The organism is Pedococcus sp. P1_H8, from assembly GCF_056405175.1.
In genome coordinates this window covers 234,340-255,047 of sequence record NZ_JBFUCP010000001.1, presented here as the reverse complement: position 1 = coordinate 255,047, position 20,708 = coordinate 234,340, and the positions used below count along the sequence as shown (strand labels likewise).

Here is a 20,708-nt window from a genome sequence, read left to right as displayed (position 1 = left end):
CCGTGAGCCCAGGGAGTACCACGCAGCGACGCAAGGTCCTGCTCGTGGCCCACCCGCGCCGCCAGGAGGCCCAGGACGTCGCGGCGGCGGTCGTCGAACGTCTGCACGCCGCAGGTATCGAGGTGGTCGTCCAGCGTGATGAGGCCACCGCCGTGAAGCTGGCCCAGCACCCCGGCGTCACGCTGGTCGACGACGGCAACGCCGCGGCCGAGGGGTGCGAGCTGGTGTGCGTGCTCGGTGGGGACGGCACCATCCTGCGCGGCGCCGAGGTGTCGCGGGGGACGGGTGCGCCCCTGCTGGGCGTCAACCTCGGCCACGTCGGCTTCCTCGCCGAGGCCGAACGCGAGGACATCGACTCCACGGTGGAGCACATCGTCGCCAAGACGTACTCGGTCGAGGAGCGCATGACCCTCGAGGTGTCGGCGCACGTCAACGGCGATCCCGTCTACACCAGCTGGGCGCTCAACGAGGTCACCGTCGAGAAGGCCAACCGCGAACGCATGCTGGAGGTCGTCGCAGAGATCGACGGTCGCCCCCTCACCACCTGGGGGTGCGACGGAGTGGTCGTCGCGACGCCCACCGGGTCGACCGCCTACGCGTTCTCTGCCGGTGGGCCGGTGGTCTGGCCGGACGTCGAAGCCCTTCTGCTGGTCCCCATCAGCGCGCACGCACTGTTCGCCCGGCCCATGGTGCTCGGGCCCAACTCCCACCTCGCCCTCGAGGTCGTCCCCGACACCCTGGGCACCGGTGCGCTGTGGTGCGACGGCCGGCGCGCCGTCGACCTCCCACCGGGTGCCCGTATCCAGGTCGTGCGGTCGCAGACGCCCGTCCGGCTGGCCCGGCTCACCACGTCCCCGTTCACCGACCGGCTGGTGGCCAAGTTCGACCTGTCCATCCACGGGTGGCGTGGCGAGGCACGCCGCGAGGACGCCGCTCGCGCGGGTCAGCTCCCCCCGCCAGGGTGACGCCCGACCGCCAGCCTGACCGGCGGCGTCGGTCGTGCGTGAGAGGCTGTGCACCGTGCTGTCCGAACTGAGGATCCAGGGACTCGGCGTCATCGATGACGCCGTCCTCGAGCTGCACCCCGGGCTCAACGTCGTCACCGGTGAGACGGGCGCCGGCAAGACCATGGTCGTGACGGGCCTGGGGCTGCTCCTCGGTGCCCGCGCCGACGCCGGGCTCGTGCGGGCCGGAGCCGGCACCGCAGTGGTCGAGGGAGTCGTCGACGTGACCAGCGACCATCCCGCCGCGGTGCGGGCCGCCGAGGCAGGGGCCGACGTCACCGATGGCCTGGTGCTGGTGCGTTCGGTGTCGGCAGAGGGCCGGTCGAGGGCCCACGTGGGCGGCCGCACGGCCCCCGTGGGTGTGCTCAGCGAGATCGGCGAGCATCTCGTCGCCGTCCACGGCCAGGCCGACCAGTGGCGACTGCGGCAGAGCGACCAGCACCGTGCCGTCCTGGACCAGTTCGGGGGAGCGCCCCTGCACAAGGTCCTCCAGCGCTACACCGACGTCTACGACGCCCACCAGGCCGCAACTGCCGAGCTGGCGGGCCTGCGTGAGCAGGCCCGCGACCGGGCTCGCGAGATGGAGGTGCTGCAGCACGGGCTCGAGCAGCTCGAGCAGGTCGATCCCCAGTCCGGCGAGGACGCCGACCTGCGCGTCGAGGACGAGCGCCTCGCCCACGCCGAGGGACTTCGCCGTGCGGCGTCCCTCGCCCACGACCACCTCGCCGGCGAGGAGGAGTATGCCGCGGAGCCGGCGCCCAGCGCGGTGGAGAGGATCGCCGCCGCGCGCCAGGCCCTCACGGGCGAGGTCGAGCACGACCCCGCGCTGCGCGAGCTGGACCGGCGGCTGGCCGATCTCGGGTACCTCGCGGCCGATCTCGCGGCGGACCTCAGCGGCTACCTCACCGACGTGGAGGTCGACCCGGCCCGGATGGCGTGGGTGCAGCAGCGCCGTGCCGACCTGACGGCCCTGACCCGCAAGTACGGCGAGACGATCGACGACGTCCTGGAGTGGGGCCGCACCTCGGCCCAGCGGCTCGACACGTTGATGGGCTCGGACAGCCGGATCGAGGCGCTCGAGCCCGAGGTGCTCCGGCTGACCCAGGAGCGCGCAGACGCCGCCCGGGCGCTGACGAAGGCGCGGGGCGCCGCGGCCAAGCGCCTCGCTGCCGCCGTGACCGGCGAGCTCGCCCACCTGGCGATGGGTCAGGCAACGGTCGACGTCGCCGTGACCCCTCGCTCCGCCGGCCTGGCCGGCCATGGCGGCGACGACGTCGAGATCCTGCTGGCGGCGAACCCTGGCAGTCCCGCCCGCACGGTGGCCAAGGCGGCCTCAGGCGGTGAGCTGTCGCGGGTGATGCTGGCTCTCGAGGTCGTCACCGGGGCTGCCGGCGGCAGTGACATCCCCACGTTCGTGTTCGACGAGGTCGACGCGGGGGTCGGAGGTGCTGCTGCACTCGACGTGGGCGCGCGGTTGGCCGCTCTCGCCCAGCACGCGCAGGTCGTGGTGGTGACCCACCTGCCGCAGGTGGCTGCCTACGCCGACCGGCACCTGGTGGTTCGCAAGTCCAGCGATGGCCACATTACGTCCAGCGGCGTGCACGCCCTCGAGGGCGAGGAGCGGCTGCGCGAGCTGGCGCGGATGATGGCTGGCGTCGACACCGGAACGGCGCTCGACCACGCCCGTGAGCTCGTCGAGGAGACCGCCTCCCGGCGTGCCTCGACCGTCCGTACCTCCACTGTCCGCGTCTGACCAGCGGGTCCGCGGCCCCAGCCGAGAGATCCGGGGGGCCTGCCGCCGCCGGTGGACGGTCGACGTGACCCAGGTCGCGGCCGGGCACCCGCGTGGGGCGCGCGGCATCCCCAAGGGCCCATGGGAGGATGGGACACCATGCCTTTGAAGTTCCCCCGCCACCGAGCCCGCGACCCCGAGACCCCGGGGGTACGCGGGCTGGTCCGCGTGGACGCCCGCACCAAGAACCTCACGAAGCGGTTGCGTCCCGGCGAGATCGCGGTGATCGACCACCAGGACATCGACAAGGTCAGTGCCGAGGCGTTGCTCGCCTGCCGGCCGGCGGCGGTGATCAACGCCGCGCCGTCGATCTCCGGTCGCTACCCCAACCTGGGACCGGAGATCCTCGTCGACGCGGGCATCCCGCTGATCGACAACGTCGGCAAGGACGTCATGCACGACCTGCACGAGGGGCAGCAGGTCCGCATCGAGGGCGACCAGATCTGGGTGGGCGACGAGGTCGTCGCCAAGGGGCAGGCCTTCGACCACGAGCTGGTCGCGTCCTCCATGGTCGAGGCCAGGGCTGGGCTGGCCGTCCAGCTCGAGGCGTTCGCAGCCAACACCATGGAGTACCTCCGCCGCGAGCGCGATCTCCTGCTCGACGGTGTCGGTGTCCCCGACATCACGACCAAGATCGACGGTCGGCACGCGTTGATCGTCGTGCGCGGCTACCACTACAAGGAAGACCTGCGCATGTTGCGCAGCTACATCCGCGAGTACCGTCCGGTCCTCATCGGCGTGGACGGCGGCGCCGACGCGCTCCTCGAGGTCGGGCTCAAGCCGGACCTGGTCGTCGGCGACATGGACTCGGTCTCCGACTCGACGCTGCGCTGCGGCGCCGAGATCGTCGTGCACGCCTACCGCGACGGCAACGCCCCCGGGCTGGAGAGGGTTCGGCGCCTGGGTGTCGAACCCGTCGTCTTCCCCGCCACCGGGACCAGCGAGGACGTCGCCATGCTGCTCGCCGACGACAAGGGTGCCGAGCTGATCGTCGCCGTCGGCACCCACGCCACCCTGGTCGAGTTCCTCGACAAGGGTCGCAGCGGGATGGCCAGCACCTTCCTCACCAGGCTTCGGGTGGGCGGCAAGCTCATCGACGCCAAGGGTGTCAGCCGGCTCTACCGCTCGCGCATCTCCAATCTTGCCCTCACGCTCATGTTGCTCGTGGGTCTCAGCGCCCTGCTCGCCGCGCTGTGGTCCACGACGGGTGGGCGCGCGTTCCTCCAGGTACTCGGCGCCCGCTGGGACGACTTCTGGTCCTTCGTCGTAGGAATTGTCACGTGATCGACTTCCGCTACCACCTCGTCTCGATCGTCTCGATCTTCATGGCCCTGGCCGTGGGCATCGTGCTCGGCGCCGGCCCCCTCAAGGAGGACATCGGCAACACGCTCACCTCCGAGGTGAAGAACCTGCGCAACGACAAGGCTGCCCTGCGCGGCGAGCTCGACGTGGCCGAGAAGGGCACCCAGGCCCGCGACGAGTTCACCGCGGCGAGCAACCGCACCTTGCTCGCGGAGCGCCTCAAGGGCGCCACGGTGACCGTGGTCGTCCTGCCCGGTGCGGACGCGAACCTCGTCAAGACGACGCAGGGCACGCTGGCCACGGCAGGTGCCGTGGTCGGCTCGACGATCTCGGTGCAGGACAACTGGATCGACCCCGACAAGGCCGCGTTCCGGGCGACCCTCGGCCAGCAGCTGGCGGGCCAGGTCGGGGTGCCCGTGGACCAGTCCGGCGGGGACGTCGTCAACGAGGTGCTCGCGCGGTCGGTGCTGGCCAAGGCCGGCTCGACGACAGCCGGTGCCGCCGCAGCGCTCGAGGGACTGCGCACCGGCGACCTCATCCGCTACACCCCCGACAAGGTCATCGTGTCCTCGATCGCCGTCATCGTCGCCGGACCGGTGACCGGTTCGGACACCCCGGCCCGCGAACAGCGCGCCACGGGCCTGAGCCGACTGGCGGGTGCTCTCGACGGGGCCGGCGCCGGAGCGGTGCTCATCGCCCAGAGCGCGGGCTCGGGGGCGACCAACACCACGTCGGTGATCAGCACCGCCCGCGAGGACGGCGACCAGTCCAAGGTCCTGACCACGGTCGACAACGCCGAGCTGCCCATGGGCCAGGCGAGCCTCGTCTTCGGACTGCTCGAGCAGGAGGCCGGCAAGTCCGGACAGTACGGCCTCGCGTCCGACGCCGCGGCCACGTTCCCCCAGCTGGCGACCAAGTAGCCGCCGTGCGTGCACTGGTGTCCGGCGCCGTCGCAGGCGCACTCGCGGCCTCCGCCCTGCGTCTGCTGCGCGACCGCCCGCCGGGTGGCTCAGCGACCTGGGACCGCACCAACCACGCCGGTCGGACCCTCACCCTGCTCGAGGGACCCGCGTACGCCGTCGGGGCAGCGGGCGCGTCCGCCCTGATGGGCGCCGGGCCGGGGCCCGTCGTGGCCGCGGTCGCCTCGGCCGGACTCGGCGGTCTCGACGACCTGGCCGGGGACTCCAGCAGCAAGGGGTTCAAGGGCCACCTGGGCGCCCTCGCCCGGGGTGAGGTCACCACCGGGGCAGTGAAGATCGTCGGCCTCGGCATCACCGGTCTGGTGTCGGCCGCCCTCATCGACCGCGGCGTGCACAGCCGCGAGCACCGGCCGCGCGGCCTACCCGGGGCTGTGGACACGCTCGTGGGTGGCGCGGTGATCGCGGGGACGGCGAACCTCCTCAACCTCCTCGACCTGCGTCCCGGTCGTGCCCTCAAGGCCACGATCCTGCTCGGCGCGCTGACGGCGACCGCACCGCGCTCAGCCGCAGCCGCGGGTGCCGCGGCGGGAGCCGCCGTCGGGCTGCTGGGTCCAGACCTCTCCGGTGAGGCGATGCTCGGCGACACCGGGGCCAACAGCGCGGGCGCGTTGCTCGGCGCCGCCCTCGTCCAGCGCAGCGGCAGGCGAGGCCGCTGGGCCGCACTGGCCGTCCTGACGGCCCTGACGCTGGCCTCGGAGAAGGTGTCCTTCACCCAGGTCATCGAGTCCACCCCGGTGCTGCGCGAGCTGGACGCCCTGGGTCGTCGATGACGGCGAGGTCGGTCGGCACCTCGGTCGCGAAGGCCGCGGCGCTCATCGCCGTGGTGACCCTGCTGGCACGGCTGGCGGGCTTCGGACGCACCATCGTGTTCTCGCGCACCGTGGGCGCCGGCGGGGTGGGGGACACCTACCAGACGGTCAACATGCTCCCGAACGTCGTCTACGAGGTCGCCGCCGGTGGCGCCCTCGCCGCCGTGGCCGTGCCGCTGATCGCCGGCCAGCTGGGTGCAGGGCGACGTGCGGACGCCGACCGGACGGCATCAGCCCTCCTCACGTGGGCGGTCGCGGTGCTGGTGCCCCTCTCGATCCTGTTGGCGCTGTCGGCACCGTGGCTGAGCGAGGCGCTGCTCGGCGACACGACGGTGCCCGGCGCCGCTGACCTCGGCACCACGATGCTGCTGGTGTTCGCGCCCCAAGTGGCGCTCTACGGCGTCGGTGTCGTCCTGGCCGGCGTGCTCCAGGCGCATCGAAGGTTCCTGGCGGCCGCTCTCGCACCCCTGCTCTCCAGCCTCGTGGTCATTGCCGCCTACCTCGGCTACCGGGTCGCTGCCGAGCCCACGACCACCCCTGCCGACATCTCCACCCGGGCGACCTGGGTGCTGGCGGGTGGCACCACCCTCGGCGTGGTCGTGCTGAGCCTGCCCTTGCTGGTTCCGGCCCTGCGAGCCGGGGTCCGGATCAGGCTCACCTTCAGCTTCCCGGAGGGGGTGGCCCGCCGGGCCGGTTCGCTCGCCGGCGCGGGTGTCATCGCCCTCGTGGCCCAACAGGCCGCCGTCGCCGCCACGCTGTGGCTCACCCACGCGCCCCGCACCGTCGACACCGGCGTGGTCAACGTCTACGCCTACGTCCAAGCCGTCTACCTGCTCCCGTATGCCGTGCTGGCCGTCCCGATCGCGACGTCCGCCTTCCCGGCGCTGGCCCACTCGAGCGCCGTGGAGGAGCTGAAGGAGCAGGTCGGGATCTCGGCGCGTGACACCCTGGCTGCCGCCCTGAGGGGCATCCTTCTGCTCACGGCGGGCGCGGTCACGGTGCTCATGGCGGTCTCGCGCCCGGTCGGCGTGTTCTTCGGTTCCTTCGACAGTGCCGCGGACGCTGGTGGTGCGGCGGCGCTGGCGGCGCTTCCCGGCGCGTTGTCGGCCTATGCCCCGGGCCTGGTGGGGTTCTCCGTCGCGGCCCTGCTCACCCGCGCGCTCTACGTCCGTGGCCGACCCATCCATGCAGCGCTCGCGGTGGCCGCGGGGTGGGCGCTCGCGGCCCTGGTTCCGATCGCACTGGTCCCGGAGGGCTCGGGAGCCGGCACGACGCTGGGGGTGCTCGGCATCGGCTCGACCCTGGGCATGACCGTGTCGGCGGTGGTACTGGCGCTGCTGGTGCGCAGCGCCTGGGGCGCCGAGGCGGTCCAGGGCTCCGGCCGGACCCTCGGGGCTGCCGTCGTCGCGGTGGCGGTAGGGCTCGCGGTCGGCGACACCGTGGCGCGGGGCCTGTCGCCGGACTCCCTGTGGTCGGCCCTCGGCAGCGGTCTGCTGACCGGGCTCGTGACGCTGGTCGCCTACCTGGGCGTGATGATGGTCGCCGACCGCCAGGCCATGCAGGCCCTGCGCGAACGCGGCCGCAGCCGCCGCCGGGGGAGCGGGTCATGAAGGTCGTGGTGCTGGTCGGGCGCAGCACCGGCGGCATCGGGACCCACGCGGTGGACCTGGCCCGGGGTCTGCGTGAGCTGGGCGACGACGTCAGCCTCGTCACGGACGAGCTCACGGCGCAGAGGTTCGGCATCACGGATGCGCGGCTGTGGTGGCCCGGACGGGCAGCCGGGCTGGTCCGCTCGCTGCGCCGCCTGGGGCGGCTGCGCAGGCTGGTCGGTGCTGCCGAGGTCGTGCACGCCCACGGACACCAAGCCGGCCTGGTGGCGACGCTGGTCGCTGTCGGGACGCACACTCCCGTGGTGGTCAGCCAGCACAATGCGGTCCTGGCCACTGGTGGTCTGCGCGGCAGGGCGTCGACCGCCATCCAGCGGTTCGTGTCCCGTCGTGCGGCCCTCGTCACCGGTGCGAGCACCGACCTCGTCGACGAGGCCAGACGGCATGGCGCGCACCAGCCACACCTCGCACCAGTGCCGTCGCCGCGCGTGCCCGGACTGCTCGCCGACGAGCCGCTGGGCGACGTCGAGCGCCGAGCTCTCGCAGCAGACCTGTTGCGGGAGAACGGAATCGAGCCGGAGCCCGACGCTTCGCTGGTTCTGACCATCGCCAGGATCGCGCCACAGAAGGACCTCGAGACCTTGGTCGATGCCGCAGCGCACGTATCGGTCCAACGAGGTGAGAAACCCGCGCCACAGGCGGTGTGGGTGGTCGTGGGCGACGGTGACGACGACCTGTTCCGCCGGCTGCGGCGCAGGGCCGAGGCGGTCGGCGCCGCCGTCCGCTTCGTCGGGTCGCAGGCCGATCCCGAGCGCTGGCTGCGTGCCGCCGACGTCTTCGTTCTCCCGAGTCGCTGGGAGGCGCGGGCGCTGGTCGTGCAGGAGGCGATGGCTGCGGGGGTGCCGGTCGTGGCCACCGACACCGGCGGCCTCAAGGACCTGGTCGAGGGTGTGGGCGCCCTCGTGCCCGTGGGTGATGTCCTGGCCCTGGCAGGCGCTGTCGAGCGCTTCCTGGCTGACCCAGCCGCGTGGCATACCGCCTCCGCGGCGGGCCGGGAGCGGGCCACATCGTGGGACGACGGCAAAGCCACGGCGAGTCGCTGGCACCAGTGGTACTCAGCCCTGCCCGGCATGACGTAGGCTTGAACCCCGTGGTGGAACAGACGAAACACATCTTCGTAACCGGCGGCGTTGCCTCTTCTCTGGGCAAGGGATTGACCGCCTCCAGCCTCGGACATCTGCTCCGTGCTCGCGGACTGCGAGTGACGATGCAGAAGCTCGATCCCTATCTCAACGTGGATCCGGGCACGATGAACCCGTTCCAGCACGGTGAGGTCTTCGTGACCGACGACGGTGCCGAGACGGACCTCGACATCGGTCACTACGAACGCTTCCTCGACAGCAACCTCGTGGGCCGGGCCAACGTCACGACCGGGCAGATCTACAACCAGGTGATCGCCAAGGAACGGCGCGGGGAGTACCTCGGCGACACGGTCCAGGTGATCCCGCACATCACAAACGAGATCAAGGAGCGCATGCGCGCCCAGGCGGCCGGCAGCCCCGGGGTCTCGCGGTCCGATGCTCCCGACATCATCATCACCGAGATCGGCGGCACGGTCGGCGACATCGAGTCCCTGCCCTTCCTCGAGGCCGCTCGCCAGGTCCGCCACGACGTGGGCCGCGACAACGTCTTCTTCCTGCACGTCTCGCTCGTGCCCTACCTCGCCCCGAGCGGCGAGCTCAAGACCAAGCCCACCCAGCACTCCGTCGCCGCGCTGCGTCAGGTCGGCATCCAGCCCGACGGGCTGGTGCTGCGCGCGGATCGCGAGATCCCGGACAGCATCAAGCGCAAGATCTCGCTGATGTGCGACGTCGACACCGAGGCCTGCGCCGCGGCCGTCGACGCCCCGAGCATCTACGACATCCCGAAGGTCCTGCACAAGGAGGGCCTCGACGCCTACGTCATCCGTCGCCTCGGCCTGAACTTCCGTGACGTCGACTGGCACGACTGGGACGAGCTGCTCCGGCGCGTGCACAGCCCCGAGCACACTGTCGAGATCGCCCTCGTCGGCAAGTACATCGACCTCCCGGATGCCTACCTGTCGGTCACCGAGGCGATGCGTGCAGGTGGGTTCCACCACGATGCGAAGGTCTCCATCCGCTGGGTCGCCAGCGACGAGTGCCAGACCGAGTCCGGCGCGCAGAAGGCGCTCGGCGGCGTCGATGCCGTGCTGGTACCGGGCGGCTTCGGCGTGCGCGGGATCGAAGGCAAGCTTGGCGCCCTGAAGTGGGCCCGCGAGCGCCAGGTGCCCACGCTCGGCATCTGCCTGGGCCTGCAGTGCATGGTCATCGAGTACGCGCGGAACGTCGCCGGCATCGAGGGCGCGAGCTCGACCGAGTTCGACCCCAACACGCCGGCCCCGGTCATCGCGACCATGGAGGAGCAGAAGGCGTTCGTCGAGGGTGCGGGTGACCTCGGTGGCACGATGCGCCTCGGCTCCTACCCCGCCAAGCTCGCCGAGGGATCGGTCATCGCCGAGGCGTACGGCGCCGTGGCCGTGGACGAGCGCCACCGGCACCGCTACGAGGTCAACAACGGCTACCGCGAGCAGCTCGAGGCGGCCGGCCTGGTCTTCTCCGGCCTCTCGCCGGACGACAACCTCGTCGAGTTCGTCGAGCTGCCCCGTGAGGTGCACCCGTACTACGTCTCGACGCAGGCGCACCCCGAGTTCAAGTCCCGGCCGCACCGGGCCCACCCGTTGTTCGCCGGACTGGTCGAGGCCGCCATCAACGCCCAGCGCGCGGCCCGTCTGGTCGAGGTCGAACGGCCGCGCAGCACGGTCGACGCCTCCGCGTGAGCGCGGACCGCGACGGGTCCGGCGACGCGGGAGTGCTCGCCGACCGACACGAGTCCCTGCCGGTGCGCCACTCCGAGGTGGCCATGCACGGGCTGGTGTGGGACGTCGTGCGCGAGCGCGTCGACCTCGGTGCGGCCGGCGAGGTGACCCGCGAGTACGTCCGCCATCCCGGCGCCGTGGCCGTGGCAGCCCTCGACGACGAGGGTCGGCTCTGCCTCATCCAGCAGTACCGGCACCCAGTGCGGACCTTCGAGTGGGAGATCCCGGCCGGCCTCCTCGACGTCACGGGGGAACCGCCCCAGGTGGGTGCCGCTCGCGAGCTGCACGAGGAAGCCGACCTCAGGGCCGCGACCTGGCACGTGCTGGCGGACTACGTCAGCTCACCGGGTGGCCTCGACGAGGCCCTGCGGATCTACCTCGCCCGTGACCTCACGCCCGTCCCCGAGTCCGACCGCCACGCGAGGGACGGTGAAGAGCTCGGTATGCCGGTGCGCTGGGTCCCGCTCGAAGAGGTGCGTGACGCGGTCCTCGCCGGTCGCGTGAACAACGCCACGATCGCGATCGCGGCCCTCGCGGCGCTCGCGGCGAGGGACCTGGGCTGGAGCACGCTCCGGCCGCACGACGCTCCGTGGCCCAGCCACCCGACATACCGGCGGTAGGTCGTCGGGCGCGACAGAGCGGGCTATCGTCACATGCCATGACGTCGTTGTCACGACTGGTGGGAGCCGCGCTGTGACACCCCAGGTGACCCCCGTGGGCGCGGTCGTCCCCCTCACGCCGAACACGCCGCGCCGGTTCTACCGAGGCGGAGAGCGCATCCTGGCCTTCCGCGGCCTCGAGGTGCCCGACGACTTCGACGGCCGCCGTCCCGAGGACTGGCTGGCTTCGACGACGCAGCTGTTCGCCGAGGGAGGGGACGGGCTCACCGTGCTGCCCGATGGGCGGTTGCTCTCGGACGCCCTTGAGCAGGACGCCGTCGCCTGGTTGGGGGAGGACCACCTCGCTCGCCACGGTGCGGCACCGGGGCTCCTGGTCAAGCTGCTCGACGCAGGCGAGCGGCTGCCCGTCCACAGCCATCCCGACAGGTCGTTCGCCACCCGTCACCTCGATTGCGCGCACGGCAAGACGGAGGCATGGCTGGTCATCGCCGCCGAGCCGGGTGCGATGGTGTGGGTCGGGTTCCGCGAGGACGTCCACGCAGCGCGTCTCGCGGAGCTCGTGCAGGCCCAGGACGAGCGCCTCCTCGCACTGCTCAACGGCTTCGAGGTCCAGCGCGGCGACGCCGTCCTCGTGCCCGCAGGACAGCCGCACGCGATCGGGGCGGGCGTCCTCGTGGTCGAGCTGCAGGAACCCACTGACATCTCCGTGATGCTCGAGCACGAGCGATTCGGGATCGACGCCGACCAGGCCTGGTTGGGACTCGACCCTCGGGTCGCGCTCGAGAGCGTTGCCCGGACCGCACTGGACAGCGAAGGCGTCGGCGACCTGCGGACTCGATGGCTGGACGGGAGCGGGGTCCGCCCCGCGCTGCCCCCCGAGGCCGCCGAGTACTTCCTCGCCGATGTCATCCAGGCCCGGAACGAGTCCGCACACCTGGACGCCGGCTTCTCGGTGCTCGTCGTCGTCGACGGCGCCGGCACGCTCCGCTCGGCCCACCAGGAACCGACGCCGCTGTGGGTTGGCCAGACCCTGCTGGTCCCGCATGCCGCGGGCGACCTCGTCGTCGACGGCACCGTCACGGTGCTCCGTTGCTCACCGTCGCGCGAGCCCGGCCGCGTGCGCGCCTGACCCGGCCGGACGATCGACCCGGCGCGCCCCGGCCTTCGTCCCGGCGATGCGCCAGGCCGCGKGGCCCGGCCACGCGGCATACCCCCTAGCGGACCTGGGGCACGGGAGAGGGGTGCACCGGTGGCACGAGCCAAGCCAGCAACCGCCGGTGGAGCCTGGGGAGCAGTGCCACGACGAGGGCCATCCCCATCACGGTGCCCAGGAACAGCAGGGCGATGTAGGGGTCGACGGCTTCGATGCGGCTCTCGCGCACATTGGCGGCCGGGTTCATCGCCACCGTGACGATCGTCGGGACCCACCGGTCAGGGACCAACGGCATGATCAGGGCAACTGCCACGACGATGATCCACGACCCGACGAACCCCGCCGTGAGCGCTGCCACGACCCCGGACCTCCTGCGCCGGAGCCATCCGGCCGCGGCCACCGCCGTGAACACAGCCAGCGTCGCCAGCACGGCGTTGCCGGGCACGGGTGGGGCCAACCAGGCCGTCGCACCCCACAGCGCTGCGGCCGCCACGCCGGCGCCGGCGCCCACGACGACCGACCGGACCCGTCGGGAGATGTCCATGGTGCGACGGTAGGCGCGGCGTCGGTCGGACGGCTCAGCCGCCTGCAGTAGTCAACCCACCAGCAGCGTGACGCTGCGTTAGCGTGACCCCATGACGGACCCGACCCCGACTCCCCGCCGTGCACGACCGTGCGCGACCAGCCCTGCGACCGCCGTCGCGGCGGACTGAGTGGGCGTCTTCGGGACCGGCGCCACCACGGGGTGCCCCTGCGGGAGCGGTCTGCCGTATACCGACTGCTGCCGGCCACTGCACGACGGCCAGCGCACGGCCACCACGGCCGTGGAGCTGATGCGCAGCCGCTACTGCGCCTTCGTCGTCCGGGACGAGGCCTACCTCGTGCGCACCTGGCACCCCCGCACCCGTCCTGCCGCACTCGAGCTCGACCACGGGCCGCGGTGGCTCGGGCTGACCGTGCTGGCCACGGCCGACGGCCGCGAGGGGGATCCGAGCGGCGAGGTCGAGTTCGAGGCGGCCCATTCCGAGGGAGTGCTGCACGAGCGCAGCCACTTCGTGCGGCGGGCCGGGCGCTGGGTCTACGTCGACGGCGAAGTGGGCTGACCAACACCAAACCGATTCGTGAGCCGCGTGGGCCGGTCCGTAGGATGGCCGGGTTCACCACCCGACTGAATCGAAGGATCTCTCGTGCTCCGCACCCATGAGGCCGGCACCCTGCGTGCCGACCACTCCGGCCAGACCGTCACGCTCACGGGCTGGGTTGCCCGTCGGCGCGATCACGGCGGAGTGGCGTTCCTCGACGTGCGCGACGCCAGCGGGATCGTCCAGGTGGTGGCTCGCGACGAGGTCCTCACCGGTGCGGCCCATGACCTGCGCAACGAGTACTGCATCCGCGCGACCGGCGAGGTCGTCGCCCGCACCGCGAACAACGTCAACCCGGACCTGCCGACCGGCGAGGTCGAGGTCGTCGCGAGCTCGATCGAGGTGCTCAACGCCTCGGCGCCGCTGCCCTTCCAGATCGACGAGCGCGTGACCGTCGGCGAGGAGGCGCGCCTCAAGCACCGCTACCTCGACCTGCGTCGTCCCGGTGCCAGCTCCGCCGGCGCGGCGATCCGGCTGCGGTCGCGCGTCAACGCCGCGGCCCGCTCGGTCCTCGGTGCCCGCGACTTCGTCGAGATCGAGACGCCGACGCTGACCCGGTCCACCCCCGAGGGGGCCCGCGACTTCCTGGTGCCCGCGCGTCTGGCCCCCGGCTCCTGGTACGCCCTGCCGCAGAGCCCGCAGCTGTTCAAGCAGCTGCTCATGGTCGCGGGGATGGAGCGGTACTACCAGATCGCTCGGTGCTACCGCGACGAGGACTTCCGCGCCGACCGCCAGCCGGAGTTCACCCAGCTCGACATCGAGATGTCGTTCGTCGAGCAGGCGGACGTGCTCGAGCTCGGCGAGGAGGTCGTCCGCGAGGTCTGGAAGCTCATCGGTGTCGAGCTGCAGACGCCGTTCCTGCAGATGACCTACGCCGACGCGATGCGCCGGTTCGGCTCCGACAAGCCCGACCTGCGGTTCGGGAACGAGCTCGTCGAGTGCACCGAGTACTTCAAGGACACGCCGTTCCGGGTGTTCCAGGCCGAGTACGTCGGCGCCGTCGTCATGCCAGGTGGTGCCTCGCAGCCGCGCAAGCAGCTGGACGCCTGGCAGGACTGGGCCAAGAGCCGTGGCGCCAAGGGCCTGGCCTACGTCCTGGTGCAGGAGGACGGCTCGCTCGGCGGGCCGGTGGCCAAGAACCTCAGCGACTCCGAGCGCGACGGACTGGCCGCCCACGTCGGCGCCCAGCCCGGCGACTGCGTCTTCTTCGGCGCTGGCGCCACCAAGTCGTCGCGGGCCCTGCTGGGTGCCGCGCGCCTCGAGATCGGCCGACGCTGCGAGCTCATCGACGAGGACGCCTGGTCGTTCCTCTGGGTGCTCGACGCCCCGCTGTTCGAGCCCTCGTCCGAGGCGGTCGCCGCCGGTGACGTCGCGGTCGGAGCAGGTGCGTGGACCGCGGTGCACCACGCGTTCACCTCGCCCAAGGCCGAGTTCCTCGACACCTTCGACACCGACCCCGGCCCCGCGCTCGCCTACGCCTACGACATGGTCTGCAACGGCAACGAGATCGGCGGCGGGTCGATCCGTATCCACCGCCGCGACGTTCAGGAGCGCGTCTTCAAGGTGATGGGGCTGTCCGAGGAGGAGGCGCAGGAGAAGTTCGGCTTCCTCCTCGACGCGTTCGCCTTCGGCGCCCCGCCGCACGGTGGCATCGCCTTCGGCTGGGACCGCATCGTCTCGCTGCTCGCCGGCACCGACTCGATCCGCGACGTCATCGCCTTCCCCAAGTCCGGCGGCGGCTACGACCCGCTGACCGCGGCTCCCGCGCCGATCACGTCCGAGCAGCGCAAGGAGGCCGGCGTCGACGCCAAGCCAGAGGTGAAGGCTGCCCACGAGATGACCGACGCCTGAGGCCGTTCGGGCACGGCCCGTATGCCGCCCGCTCACCTCGMGCGGGCGGCATACCCTTGTCCGGGCTCGGGCGCGCGCTGATCCCCGATCGCCCGGGTAGTCGGCCAGGTGGCCGGGTTCAGCCGATCGGCGTCACCTTGCCGAGGACAGCGCCGGTCACGGAGAACGTGAAGCCGTCCTCGTCGGTCCCGGTGATGGAGAAGCTGCACCACTTCGCACCGGCTGCGTGCGCCGAGCTGCCCTTGGCTGCCGCCGGGTCGGTGCCTGACTCGACGACGACACCGCTCGGGTCGGTCAGCGTGAACGTCGTGGGGCCGAAGGCCAGTGGGATGAGCGTGCTCGTGCTCCCAAGGTCGTGGGCCGGAGTGAAGGCGCCATTCCCGTTGACCCAGGTCTGGTACGTGGTCGAACCACACTGGACCGTGACGAGCCCGGCGCGGGCAGGGGCTGCCGCGGCCGGCAGGCTGGCGATGGCGGCAAAGGGGACGGTGAGTGCTGCTGCAATGGTCAGGCGGACAGGGGATCGCATCGGACGTTCCTTTCGGGCCCCCTGCGCGCAAACTGGATGGTGAGCCCGAGCCTAGGAGCGCGGCTCGCTCGGCAGATCCAGCGATCTGCCTAGTCCTGCAACCGCACAGTCCCATCGCGGCACAATGGGCTTCGTGGGTGACAAGGCACTGCGGGCGCCCGACGACGTGCTCGTGCACCTGCGTCGTCGGGCGCGTGACCACGCCGACCGGCACTATGCCGGCGCGGTCGACGTCGAGTCCCTGGCGGCCGTGGCCGGGGTCAGCAAGTACCACTTTCTGCGACTGTTCAAGGCGACCTACGGCCTGACGCCGGGCGAGTACCTCTCCCAGCGTCGCATCGAGCGAGCCCAGGACCTGTTGCGGGCCACCGGCCTGTCGGTCACCGAGGTGTGCTTCGCCGTCGGGTTCTCGTCCCTCGGCTCGTTCTCCAGCCGGTTCAAGGCGATCGTGGGGGAGACGCCGTCGCAGTTCCAGGCCCGGTATGCCGTGGCGGGCGCACCGCACATCCCGGGCTGCTACGTCTTCATGTGGGGCCTCGCAGAGAGGTCGACCGACACGGTGCCACGCGAGTCCGCAATCGAGGAGAAGCACGCCGAGCCCCGCGGCTCCTAGGCTCCACGCATGATCAACAACATCGCCATCATCAGTGTCTTCGTCAAGGACCAGGATGACGCAAAGAAGTTCTACACCGAGGTTCTCGGATTTGAGGAGAAGGACGACATCACCCTCGGCGACGGCTACCGCTGGTGCACGGTCATCCACCCGTCGCAACCCGAGTTGCTCGTCAATCTCGCCATCCCCGGACCGCCGATGGATGCCGACCTGGTTGAGGCGATGAAGCGCGCCCAGGACGCCGGGGGCCTCAACGGTCTGGGTCTCAACGTCGACGACTGCCGCAAGACCCACGAGGAGCTGGTCGCCAAGGGGGTCGAGTTCATCCAGCCGCCGACCGACCGCCCCTACGGCGTCGAAGCCGTGTGTCGCGACAACTCGGGCAACTGGATGGTGCTCGTCGAGCAGAAGATGTACAACCCCGCCGACATCACCTGACCCGGATGCGGAGGGGCTACTGCGCGAGGAAGGCGACGATTGCCGCGTTGAACTCCTGGGTGTGGCTCGCGAAGATCCCGTGGGGTCCGCCCTCGAGGACGACGAGCTCGCTGCCGGTCACGGCCTCGTGGGTGCGCTGACCTGAGACCTCGAAGGGCACGATGGCGTCGCTGTCGCCGTGGATGACCAAGGTGGGGAGGGAGACCTGTGCCAGGTCGCCGGTGAAGTCGCTGACCCAGGAGCGGATGCACTCCGCAGCGGCGTGGACGTCTGCCTGGGCCGCGAGGGCCAGCGCGTCCTGGCGCTGCTCCTCGGTCACCTTGAGCTGACCGTCGGCACTGAAGAAGTTCGTCAGGAAGCCGTCGAGGAACCCGTCGGGGTCCTCGCGGAGCTGGCCCTGCATGCCGCTGACCGTGTCGAGGTCGAGGGCGCCGTCAGGGTGGTCGTCGTCCTTCAGCAGGCACGGCGGGATCGCCGCGGCGAAGACCAGGCTGTGCACGCGGTCCTCGCCGTAGGTCCCGACGTAGCGAGCCACCTCGCCGCCGCCCATCGAGAAGCCCACGAGGCTGGCGTCCCGCAGGTCGAGCTCGGACATCAGGACGTCGAGGTCGCCGGTGAGCGTGTCGTAGTCGTAGGAGGAGGCGGCGCCGGGCTTGCCGGACTGGCCGAAACCGCGGCGGTCGTAGGTGATCACGCGGTAGCCCTCCTCCCGGAGAGCCGGGGTCAGGGTGGACCACGAGGCACCGCTGAGCGGCCAACCGTGGATCAGCACGACCGGACGGCCGGAGCCGCCGCTGTCCTCGTAGTGGATCTCGACGTCGCCGTTGGACACGGTGGCCATGGCAGTCCTCTCCTCGATGCTTCTGGGGCACGACAGTGGTGCCGGGTCCTCCGAATGTAGGCACATCCGCGGCGTTCGCGCAGGTCGGAACGCCCTGTCAGCCGGCCAGTCGGCGGCTCGACCACTCGTGCACGTCGCCGTAGCCGAGTCCGGTGTAGAGCCGGCGCGCCACGGCGTTGTCGGAGTACATCCCGAGGGTGCACGCCCCGCGCTCCCGGACCGCCGCGCGCGTGAGGTATGCCGTGACGGCCAGTCCCAGCCCCGTCCCACGGTGGCGTGGATGGACGGTGATCCCTGACAGGACCGGCCAGCCCGCGACGTTGGGTTCGCGGACACCGCAGGCGATCAGGCGGCCGGAGTCGTCCCGAGCGCCGACCCAGTGCTGCTCGGGGAACTCGAAGGGCCGCGCGTCGGTGCCCGGGTTGGCCACGTCCAGGAGCTCGCGGATCTCGCCGAGGTCGGTGTCGTCCAGGGTGACCAGACCGGACTCCGCGGGGACCACGGAAGGTGCCGTCGCGGCATACAGCCACTCCCACTCGTTGCCGTCGATGAGCCGTAGGTGGGCGGCGACGGCCTCGAGGGATCCCCGTTGGACCGTGACGGACCGGAGCTCTGGGGGAAGGACCCCCCCGGTGAGCATCGCGCCGACGAGGCGCCCGACGTCCGAGGTGGGGCCCATGAGGAGCATCCCGAGCCGGCGGGTGTGGGTGCGCCGGGGGAGGGCCACGGCGTCACCAAGGGCGTAGCCCGTGCCCTCCAAGGGCGTCGGGATGTCGTAGCGGATGAACGCGCTGCCACCAGTGGCGTCGAGGAGGTCGGTGTGGGAAGTGATCTGCCGCAACGTCATTCGGTGATCCCGAACCGGGCGTGCCAGCGCCGCAGACCCTGGGGCGCCCACCAGTTCCAGTCGCCGAGCAGCGCCATCGTGGCGGGTACGAGCAGCATCCGGACGAGAGTGGCGTCGAGCAGCACCGCCACGGCAAGACCGACGCCCGTCTCCTTGATGACGAGCAGCTGCCCGGCGACGAAGCCGGAGAAGACGATCACGACGAGCACCGCCGCCGAGGTGATGATCCGCCCCGACCGTTGCAAGCCTGCGATGACGGCCTCGTCGTTGCCGACGCCCCGCTCGTGCAGCTCGACGATGCGCGACAGCAGGAACACCTCGTAGTCCATCGACAGCCCGAACCCGAACGCCAGCACCAGCATCGGGATCGTCGACTCGATCGCCCCGACGGAGTCGAAGCCCAGCAGGCCCTCCAGGTGCCCCTGCTGGAAGATCCACACGACGACGCCCAGGCTGGCGCCGAGGGACACCACGTTCATGAGCAGCGCCTTGACCGGGATGACGACCGATCCCGTCATGAGGAAGAGCAGCACGAGGGTGGCGAGGGCGACCAGCGCGAAGGCGATGGGGGCGCGTTCGCGCAGGGAGTCGGTGAAGTCGCGCAGGCCCGAGGCCTCGCCGATCACCTTGGTGGGAAAGTCCGGGCGGTCGGCCCGCAGCGCGGTGACGGCGTCGCGCGCGCCGTCGCCGAGCGCGCCACCCGGGGTGTCGATCTCGACGACCGTCAGACCGGGGTTGACGCTCTCGACCCGGCCGGTGAGGCGCTGCCCGTCGACGACCGGGAGCGACCCGGCGTACGCCTGGGTCTGCTGGAGCCCTGCCTCGGCCACCACTTGCACGTCGGGACCGGACAGCTGCGGGTAGTTGCGTTCTAGCGCCGTGAAGAACTCACGCTGGGGTGCACTGACAGGCAGCAGCTCCTTGCCGGAGGACGTCAGCCGCAGGTGCAGGGCCGGGGCCGCAAGGGTTGCGAGGACGGCGAGCACGGCGACGATGACGAGCAGCGGGTGACCGAACACTCGGGTGGCGAGGCGGGAGAAGACTCCCTCTTCGGGGGCCTGCTCGGTGCCGCGCTTCAGGAGTCGGCGCGCGCCGACGACGCAGAGCGCGGGGACCAGGGTCAGGGCCACGAGCATCGCCACGAGGACCACCGACAAACCGGCCGAGCCGATGGCCTTGAGGATCGACGCCTCGAAGACGAGCAGCCCCCCGAGGGAGATCGCGACGGTCAGGCCGGAGAAGACGACGGTCCGACCGGCCGAGTCCACGGTGCGGGCGACCGACGCGAGGATCTCGTCGCGCGTGATCTCGGCGGCGGGGCGACCCTGCACGCGGCTGCGCAGCTCCTCGCGGAACCGGCTGACCGTCAGGAGCCCGTAGTCGATGCACAGACCCAGCCCGAGGACCGTGACGACGTTGACCACGGTGGCGTCGAGGTCGATGACGTGGGAGAACCCGAGCAGCGAGGCGAGCGCGCCGGCGATGGAGGCGATGGCCCCGATGATCGGCATGCCGGCCGCCACGAAACCACCGAAGACCAGCACCATCACCAGGAAGCTGATCGGCAGCGCGATCCCCTCGCCGGCGCGCAGGTCGGTCTCCACCTGGGACGTGATCGCCTCGATGAGGTCGGCCAGGCCGCCGGTCGTGCCCTCGGCACCCGGCAGGGCGGCGACCAGGGCGTGGAACTGGGTGTCGACTCGGGCCTGCGCGCGGTCTCGCTCCTCGCTCGTGAGCCCTCGCTCGAAGGTCACCACCGCGGCGAACCCATCGCCAGACGTCGGCAGCAAGGCCTTGGCCGCCGGGCTTTCCGGGCCCGTCGGCACGAGCTGGGGCGCGGCCACGGAGGCCACCCCGTCTAGGCGACCGATCGTCTCGGCTGCCGAGCGTACGGCCGCGACCGCCGAGGGTGCGGCCGCGTCGGCCCTGGTCACCTGGAGGATGTAGGTCGACGTGGCCGACCGGCCTGCGGCGACGAGCTGGTCGCGGCCCTGGAGGTTCTCGCCGGCGACGGAGGGTTCGCCGGACTGCAGGCGGTCGAAGAGCGACTGGTTGCCGAAGGCGCCGGTCGCCCCCGCGAACGCGGCCACGACGGCGAGCAGCCAGACGACGATGACCGTCTTCGGGTGGCGCCCCGCGAGGCCGCCGAGGTGGGAGAGGGCGGAGGTGGACCGGTCGGGGTGAGCGGCGGCGGCGGATGGGTGGTCGGGCGCGTCGGTCACGGGGGATAGCCTGCCACCCGTGGGAACTGGTGCCGACGACGACCTGTTCGGTGTGGCCGCGT

Annotated in this window: 19 protein-coding genes; 14 read left to right on the top strand and 5 right to left on the bottom strand. The window is 71.6% G+C overall.

The features are described from left to right. Positions 1 to 2 precede the first annotated feature (2 nt). The 10 genes from AC1DYG_RS01215 to AC1DYG_RS01170 all read left to right on the top strand — a co-directional run bounded on the left by AC1DYG_RS01215 (position 3) and on the right by AC1DYG_RS01170 (position 12,139). The gene (locus AC1DYG_RS01215; RefSeq protein WP_477638071.1) at positions 3 to 965 is read left to right on the top strand and encodes an NAD kinase; all 963 of its coding nucleotides are present in this window, start codon (positions 3 to 5) and stop codon (positions 963 to 965) included. Positions 966 to 1,020: 55 nt separating this feature from the next. After that, positions 1,021 to 2,757, top strand: coding sequence for a DNA repair protein RecN (recN, locus tag AC1DYG_RS01210; protein WP_477638070.1), 1,737 nt, complete (start codon positions 1,021 to 1,023; stop codon positions 2,755 to 2,757). A gap of 138 nt (positions 2,758 to 2,895) precedes the next feature. Further along, complete coding sequence (gene steA / locus AC1DYG_RS01205; RefSeq protein WP_477638069.1) at positions 2,896 to 4,080, top strand: putative cytokinetic ring protein SteA; 1,185 nt, start codon at positions 2,896 to 2,898, stop codon at positions 4,078 to 4,080. After that, positions 4,077 to 5,018, top strand: a complete 942-nt coding sequence (locus AC1DYG_RS01200) for a copper transporter (protein WP_477638068.1) — start codon at positions 4,077 to 4,079, stop codon at positions 5,016 to 5,018. Before steA ends, AC1DYG_RS01200 begins: the two co-directional genes overlap by 4 nt. Positions 5,019 to 5,023: 5 nt before the next feature. After that, on the top strand, positions 5,024 to 5,848 hold the full coding sequence (locus tag AC1DYG_RS01195; protein ID WP_477638067.1) for a hypothetical protein: 825 nt from the start codon (positions 5,024 to 5,026) through the stop codon (positions 5,846 to 5,848). Further along, on the top strand, positions 5,845 to 7,497 hold the full coding sequence (murJ, locus tag AC1DYG_RS01190; protein ID WP_477638066.1) for a murein biosynthesis integral membrane protein MurJ: 1,653 nt from the start codon (positions 5,845 to 5,847) through the stop codon (positions 7,495 to 7,497). Before AC1DYG_RS01195 ends, murJ begins: the two co-directional genes overlap by 4 nt. Beyond that, on the top strand, positions 7,494 to 8,633 hold the full coding sequence (locus tag AC1DYG_RS01185) for a glycosyltransferase family 4 protein (RefSeq protein ID WP_477638065.1): 1,140 nt from the start codon (positions 7,494 to 7,496) through the stop codon (positions 8,631 to 8,633). Before murJ ends, AC1DYG_RS01185 begins: the two co-directional genes overlap by 4 nt. 11 nt (positions 8,634 to 8,644) lie before the next feature. Beyond that, positions 8,645 to 10,351 carry a CTP synthase gene (locus tag AC1DYG_RS01180; protein WP_477638064.1) on the top strand — a complete coding sequence of 569 codons (1,707 nt, stop codon included), beginning with the start codon at positions 8,645 to 8,647 and terminating at the stop codon, positions 10,349 to 10,351. Continuing rightward, on the top strand, positions 10,348 to 11,010 hold the full coding sequence (locus AC1DYG_RS01175) for an NUDIX domain-containing protein (RefSeq protein ID WP_477638063.1): 663 nt from the start codon (positions 10,348 to 10,350) through the stop codon (positions 11,008 to 11,010). The genes AC1DYG_RS01180 and AC1DYG_RS01175 overlap by 4 nt, the downstream gene beginning before the upstream one ends. A gap of 73 nt (positions 11,011 to 11,083) precedes the next feature. Further along, complete coding sequence (locus tag AC1DYG_RS01170) at positions 11,084 to 12,139, top strand: class I mannose-6-phosphate isomerase (RefSeq protein WP_477638062.1); 1,056 nt, start codon at positions 11,084 to 11,086, stop codon at positions 12,137 to 12,139. Positions 12,140 to 12,224: 85 nt separating this feature from the next. On the opposite strand, the gene AC1DYG_RS01165 is transcribed toward AC1DYG_RS01170, so the two are convergent. Then, complete coding sequence (locus AC1DYG_RS01165) at positions 12,225 to 12,707, bottom strand: hypothetical protein (RefSeq protein ID WP_477638061.1); 483 nt, start codon at positions 12,705 to 12,707, stop codon at positions 12,225 to 12,227. Positions 12,708 to 12,876: 169 nt separating this feature from the next. On the opposite strand from AC1DYG_RS01165, the gene AC1DYG_RS01160 reads away from it, so the two are divergent. Both AC1DYG_RS01160 and aspS read left to right on the top strand, forming a co-directional pair. Then, a complete protein-coding gene (locus tag AC1DYG_RS01160; RefSeq protein WP_477638060.1) occupies positions 12,877 to 13,266 on the top strand; it encodes a YchJ family protein in 390 nt (129 codons plus the stop codon). Between the two features lie 84 nt (positions 13,267 to 13,350). After that, complete coding sequence (gene aspS / locus AC1DYG_RS01155) at positions 13,351 to 15,156, top strand: aspartate--tRNA ligase (RefSeq protein WP_477638059.1); 1,806 nt, start codon at positions 13,351 to 13,353, stop codon at positions 15,154 to 15,156. Between the two features lie 118 nt (positions 15,157 to 15,274). On the opposite strand, the gene AC1DYG_RS01150 is transcribed toward aspS, so the two are convergent. Then, complete coding sequence (locus AC1DYG_RS01150; RefSeq protein WP_477638058.1) at positions 15,275 to 15,685, bottom strand: hypothetical protein; 411 nt, start codon at positions 15,683 to 15,685, stop codon at positions 15,275 to 15,277. A gap of 124 nt (positions 15,686 to 15,809) precedes the next feature. Here AC1DYG_RS01150 and AC1DYG_RS01145 point away from each other — a divergent pair, with 124 nt between their 5' ends. Together AC1DYG_RS01145 and AC1DYG_RS01140 are read left to right on the top strand one after the other, a co-directional pair. Next, a complete protein-coding gene (locus AC1DYG_RS01145; protein ID WP_477638057.1) occupies positions 15,810 to 16,298 on the top strand; it encodes a helix-turn-helix transcriptional regulator in 489 nt (162 codons plus the stop codon). Between the two features lie 9 nt (positions 16,299 to 16,307). Next, positions 16,308 to 16,736: a VOC family protein gene (locus AC1DYG_RS01140; protein WP_477638056.1), complete on the top strand. Its 429-nt coding sequence runs from the start codon at positions 16,308 to 16,310 to the stop codon at positions 16,734 to 16,736. Between the two features lie 16 nt (positions 16,737 to 16,752). On the opposite strand, the gene AC1DYG_RS01135 is transcribed toward AC1DYG_RS01140, so the two are convergent. The 3 genes from AC1DYG_RS01135 to AC1DYG_RS01125 form a co-directional block, all read right to left on the bottom strand. Next, positions 16,753 to 17,577 (bottom strand): alpha/beta fold hydrolase, encoded by an 825-nt coding sequence (locus AC1DYG_RS01135; protein ID WP_477638055.1) that lies wholly within the window; start codon positions 17,575 to 17,577, stop codon positions 16,753 to 16,755. A 97-nt stretch (positions 17,578 to 17,674) separates the two neighbouring features. Continuing rightward, a complete protein-coding gene (locus AC1DYG_RS01130; protein WP_477638054.1) occupies positions 17,675 to 18,424 on the bottom strand; it encodes a GNAT family N-acetyltransferase in 750 nt (249 codons plus the stop codon). Then, positions 18,421 to 20,646, bottom strand: coding sequence for an MMPL family transporter (locus tag AC1DYG_RS01125; protein WP_477638053.1), 2,226 nt, complete (start codon positions 20,644 to 20,646; stop codon positions 18,421 to 18,423). Before AC1DYG_RS01125 ends, AC1DYG_RS01130 begins: the two co-directional genes overlap by 4 nt. Positions 20,647 to 20,708: the final 62 nt, after the last annotated feature.

Excerpts from the sequence above, each read along its gene's own strand:
- steA (WP_477638069.1), top strand. The coding sequence starts at position 2,896 with ATGCCTTTGAAGTTCCCCCGCCACCGAGCCCGCGACCCCGAGACCCCG.
- murJ (WP_477638066.1), top strand. The coding sequence starts at position 5,845 with ATGACGGCGAGGTCGGTCGGCACCTCGGTCGCGAAGGCCGCGGCGCTC.
- AC1DYG_RS01185 (WP_477638065.1), top strand. The coding sequence starts at position 7,494 with ATGAAGGTCGTGGTGCTGGTCGGGCGCAGCACCGGCGGCATCGGGACC.
- AC1DYG_RS01165 (WP_477638061.1), bottom strand. The coding sequence starts at position 12,707 with ATGGACATCTCCCGACGGGTCCGGTCGGTCGTCGTGGGCGCCGGCGCC.
- AC1DYG_RS01150 (WP_477638058.1), bottom strand. The coding sequence starts at position 15,685 with ATGCGATCCCCTGTCCGCCTGACCATTGCAGCAGCACTCACCGTCCCC.
- AC1DYG_RS01145 (WP_477638057.1), top strand. The coding sequence starts at position 15,810 with ATGGGCTTCGTGGGTGACAAGGCACTGCGGGCGCCCGACGACGTGCTC.
- AC1DYG_RS01140 (WP_477638056.1), top strand. The coding sequence starts at position 16,308 with ATGATCAACAACATCGCCATCATCAGTGTCTTCGTCAAGGACCAGGAT.
- AC1DYG_RS01135 (WP_477638055.1), bottom strand. The coding sequence starts at position 17,577 with ATGGCCACCGTGTCCAACGGCGACGTCGAGATCCACTACGAGGACAGC.
- AC1DYG_RS01130 (WP_477638054.1), bottom strand. The coding sequence starts at position 18,424 with ATGACGTTGCGGCAGATCACTTCCCACACCGACCTCCTCGACGCCACT.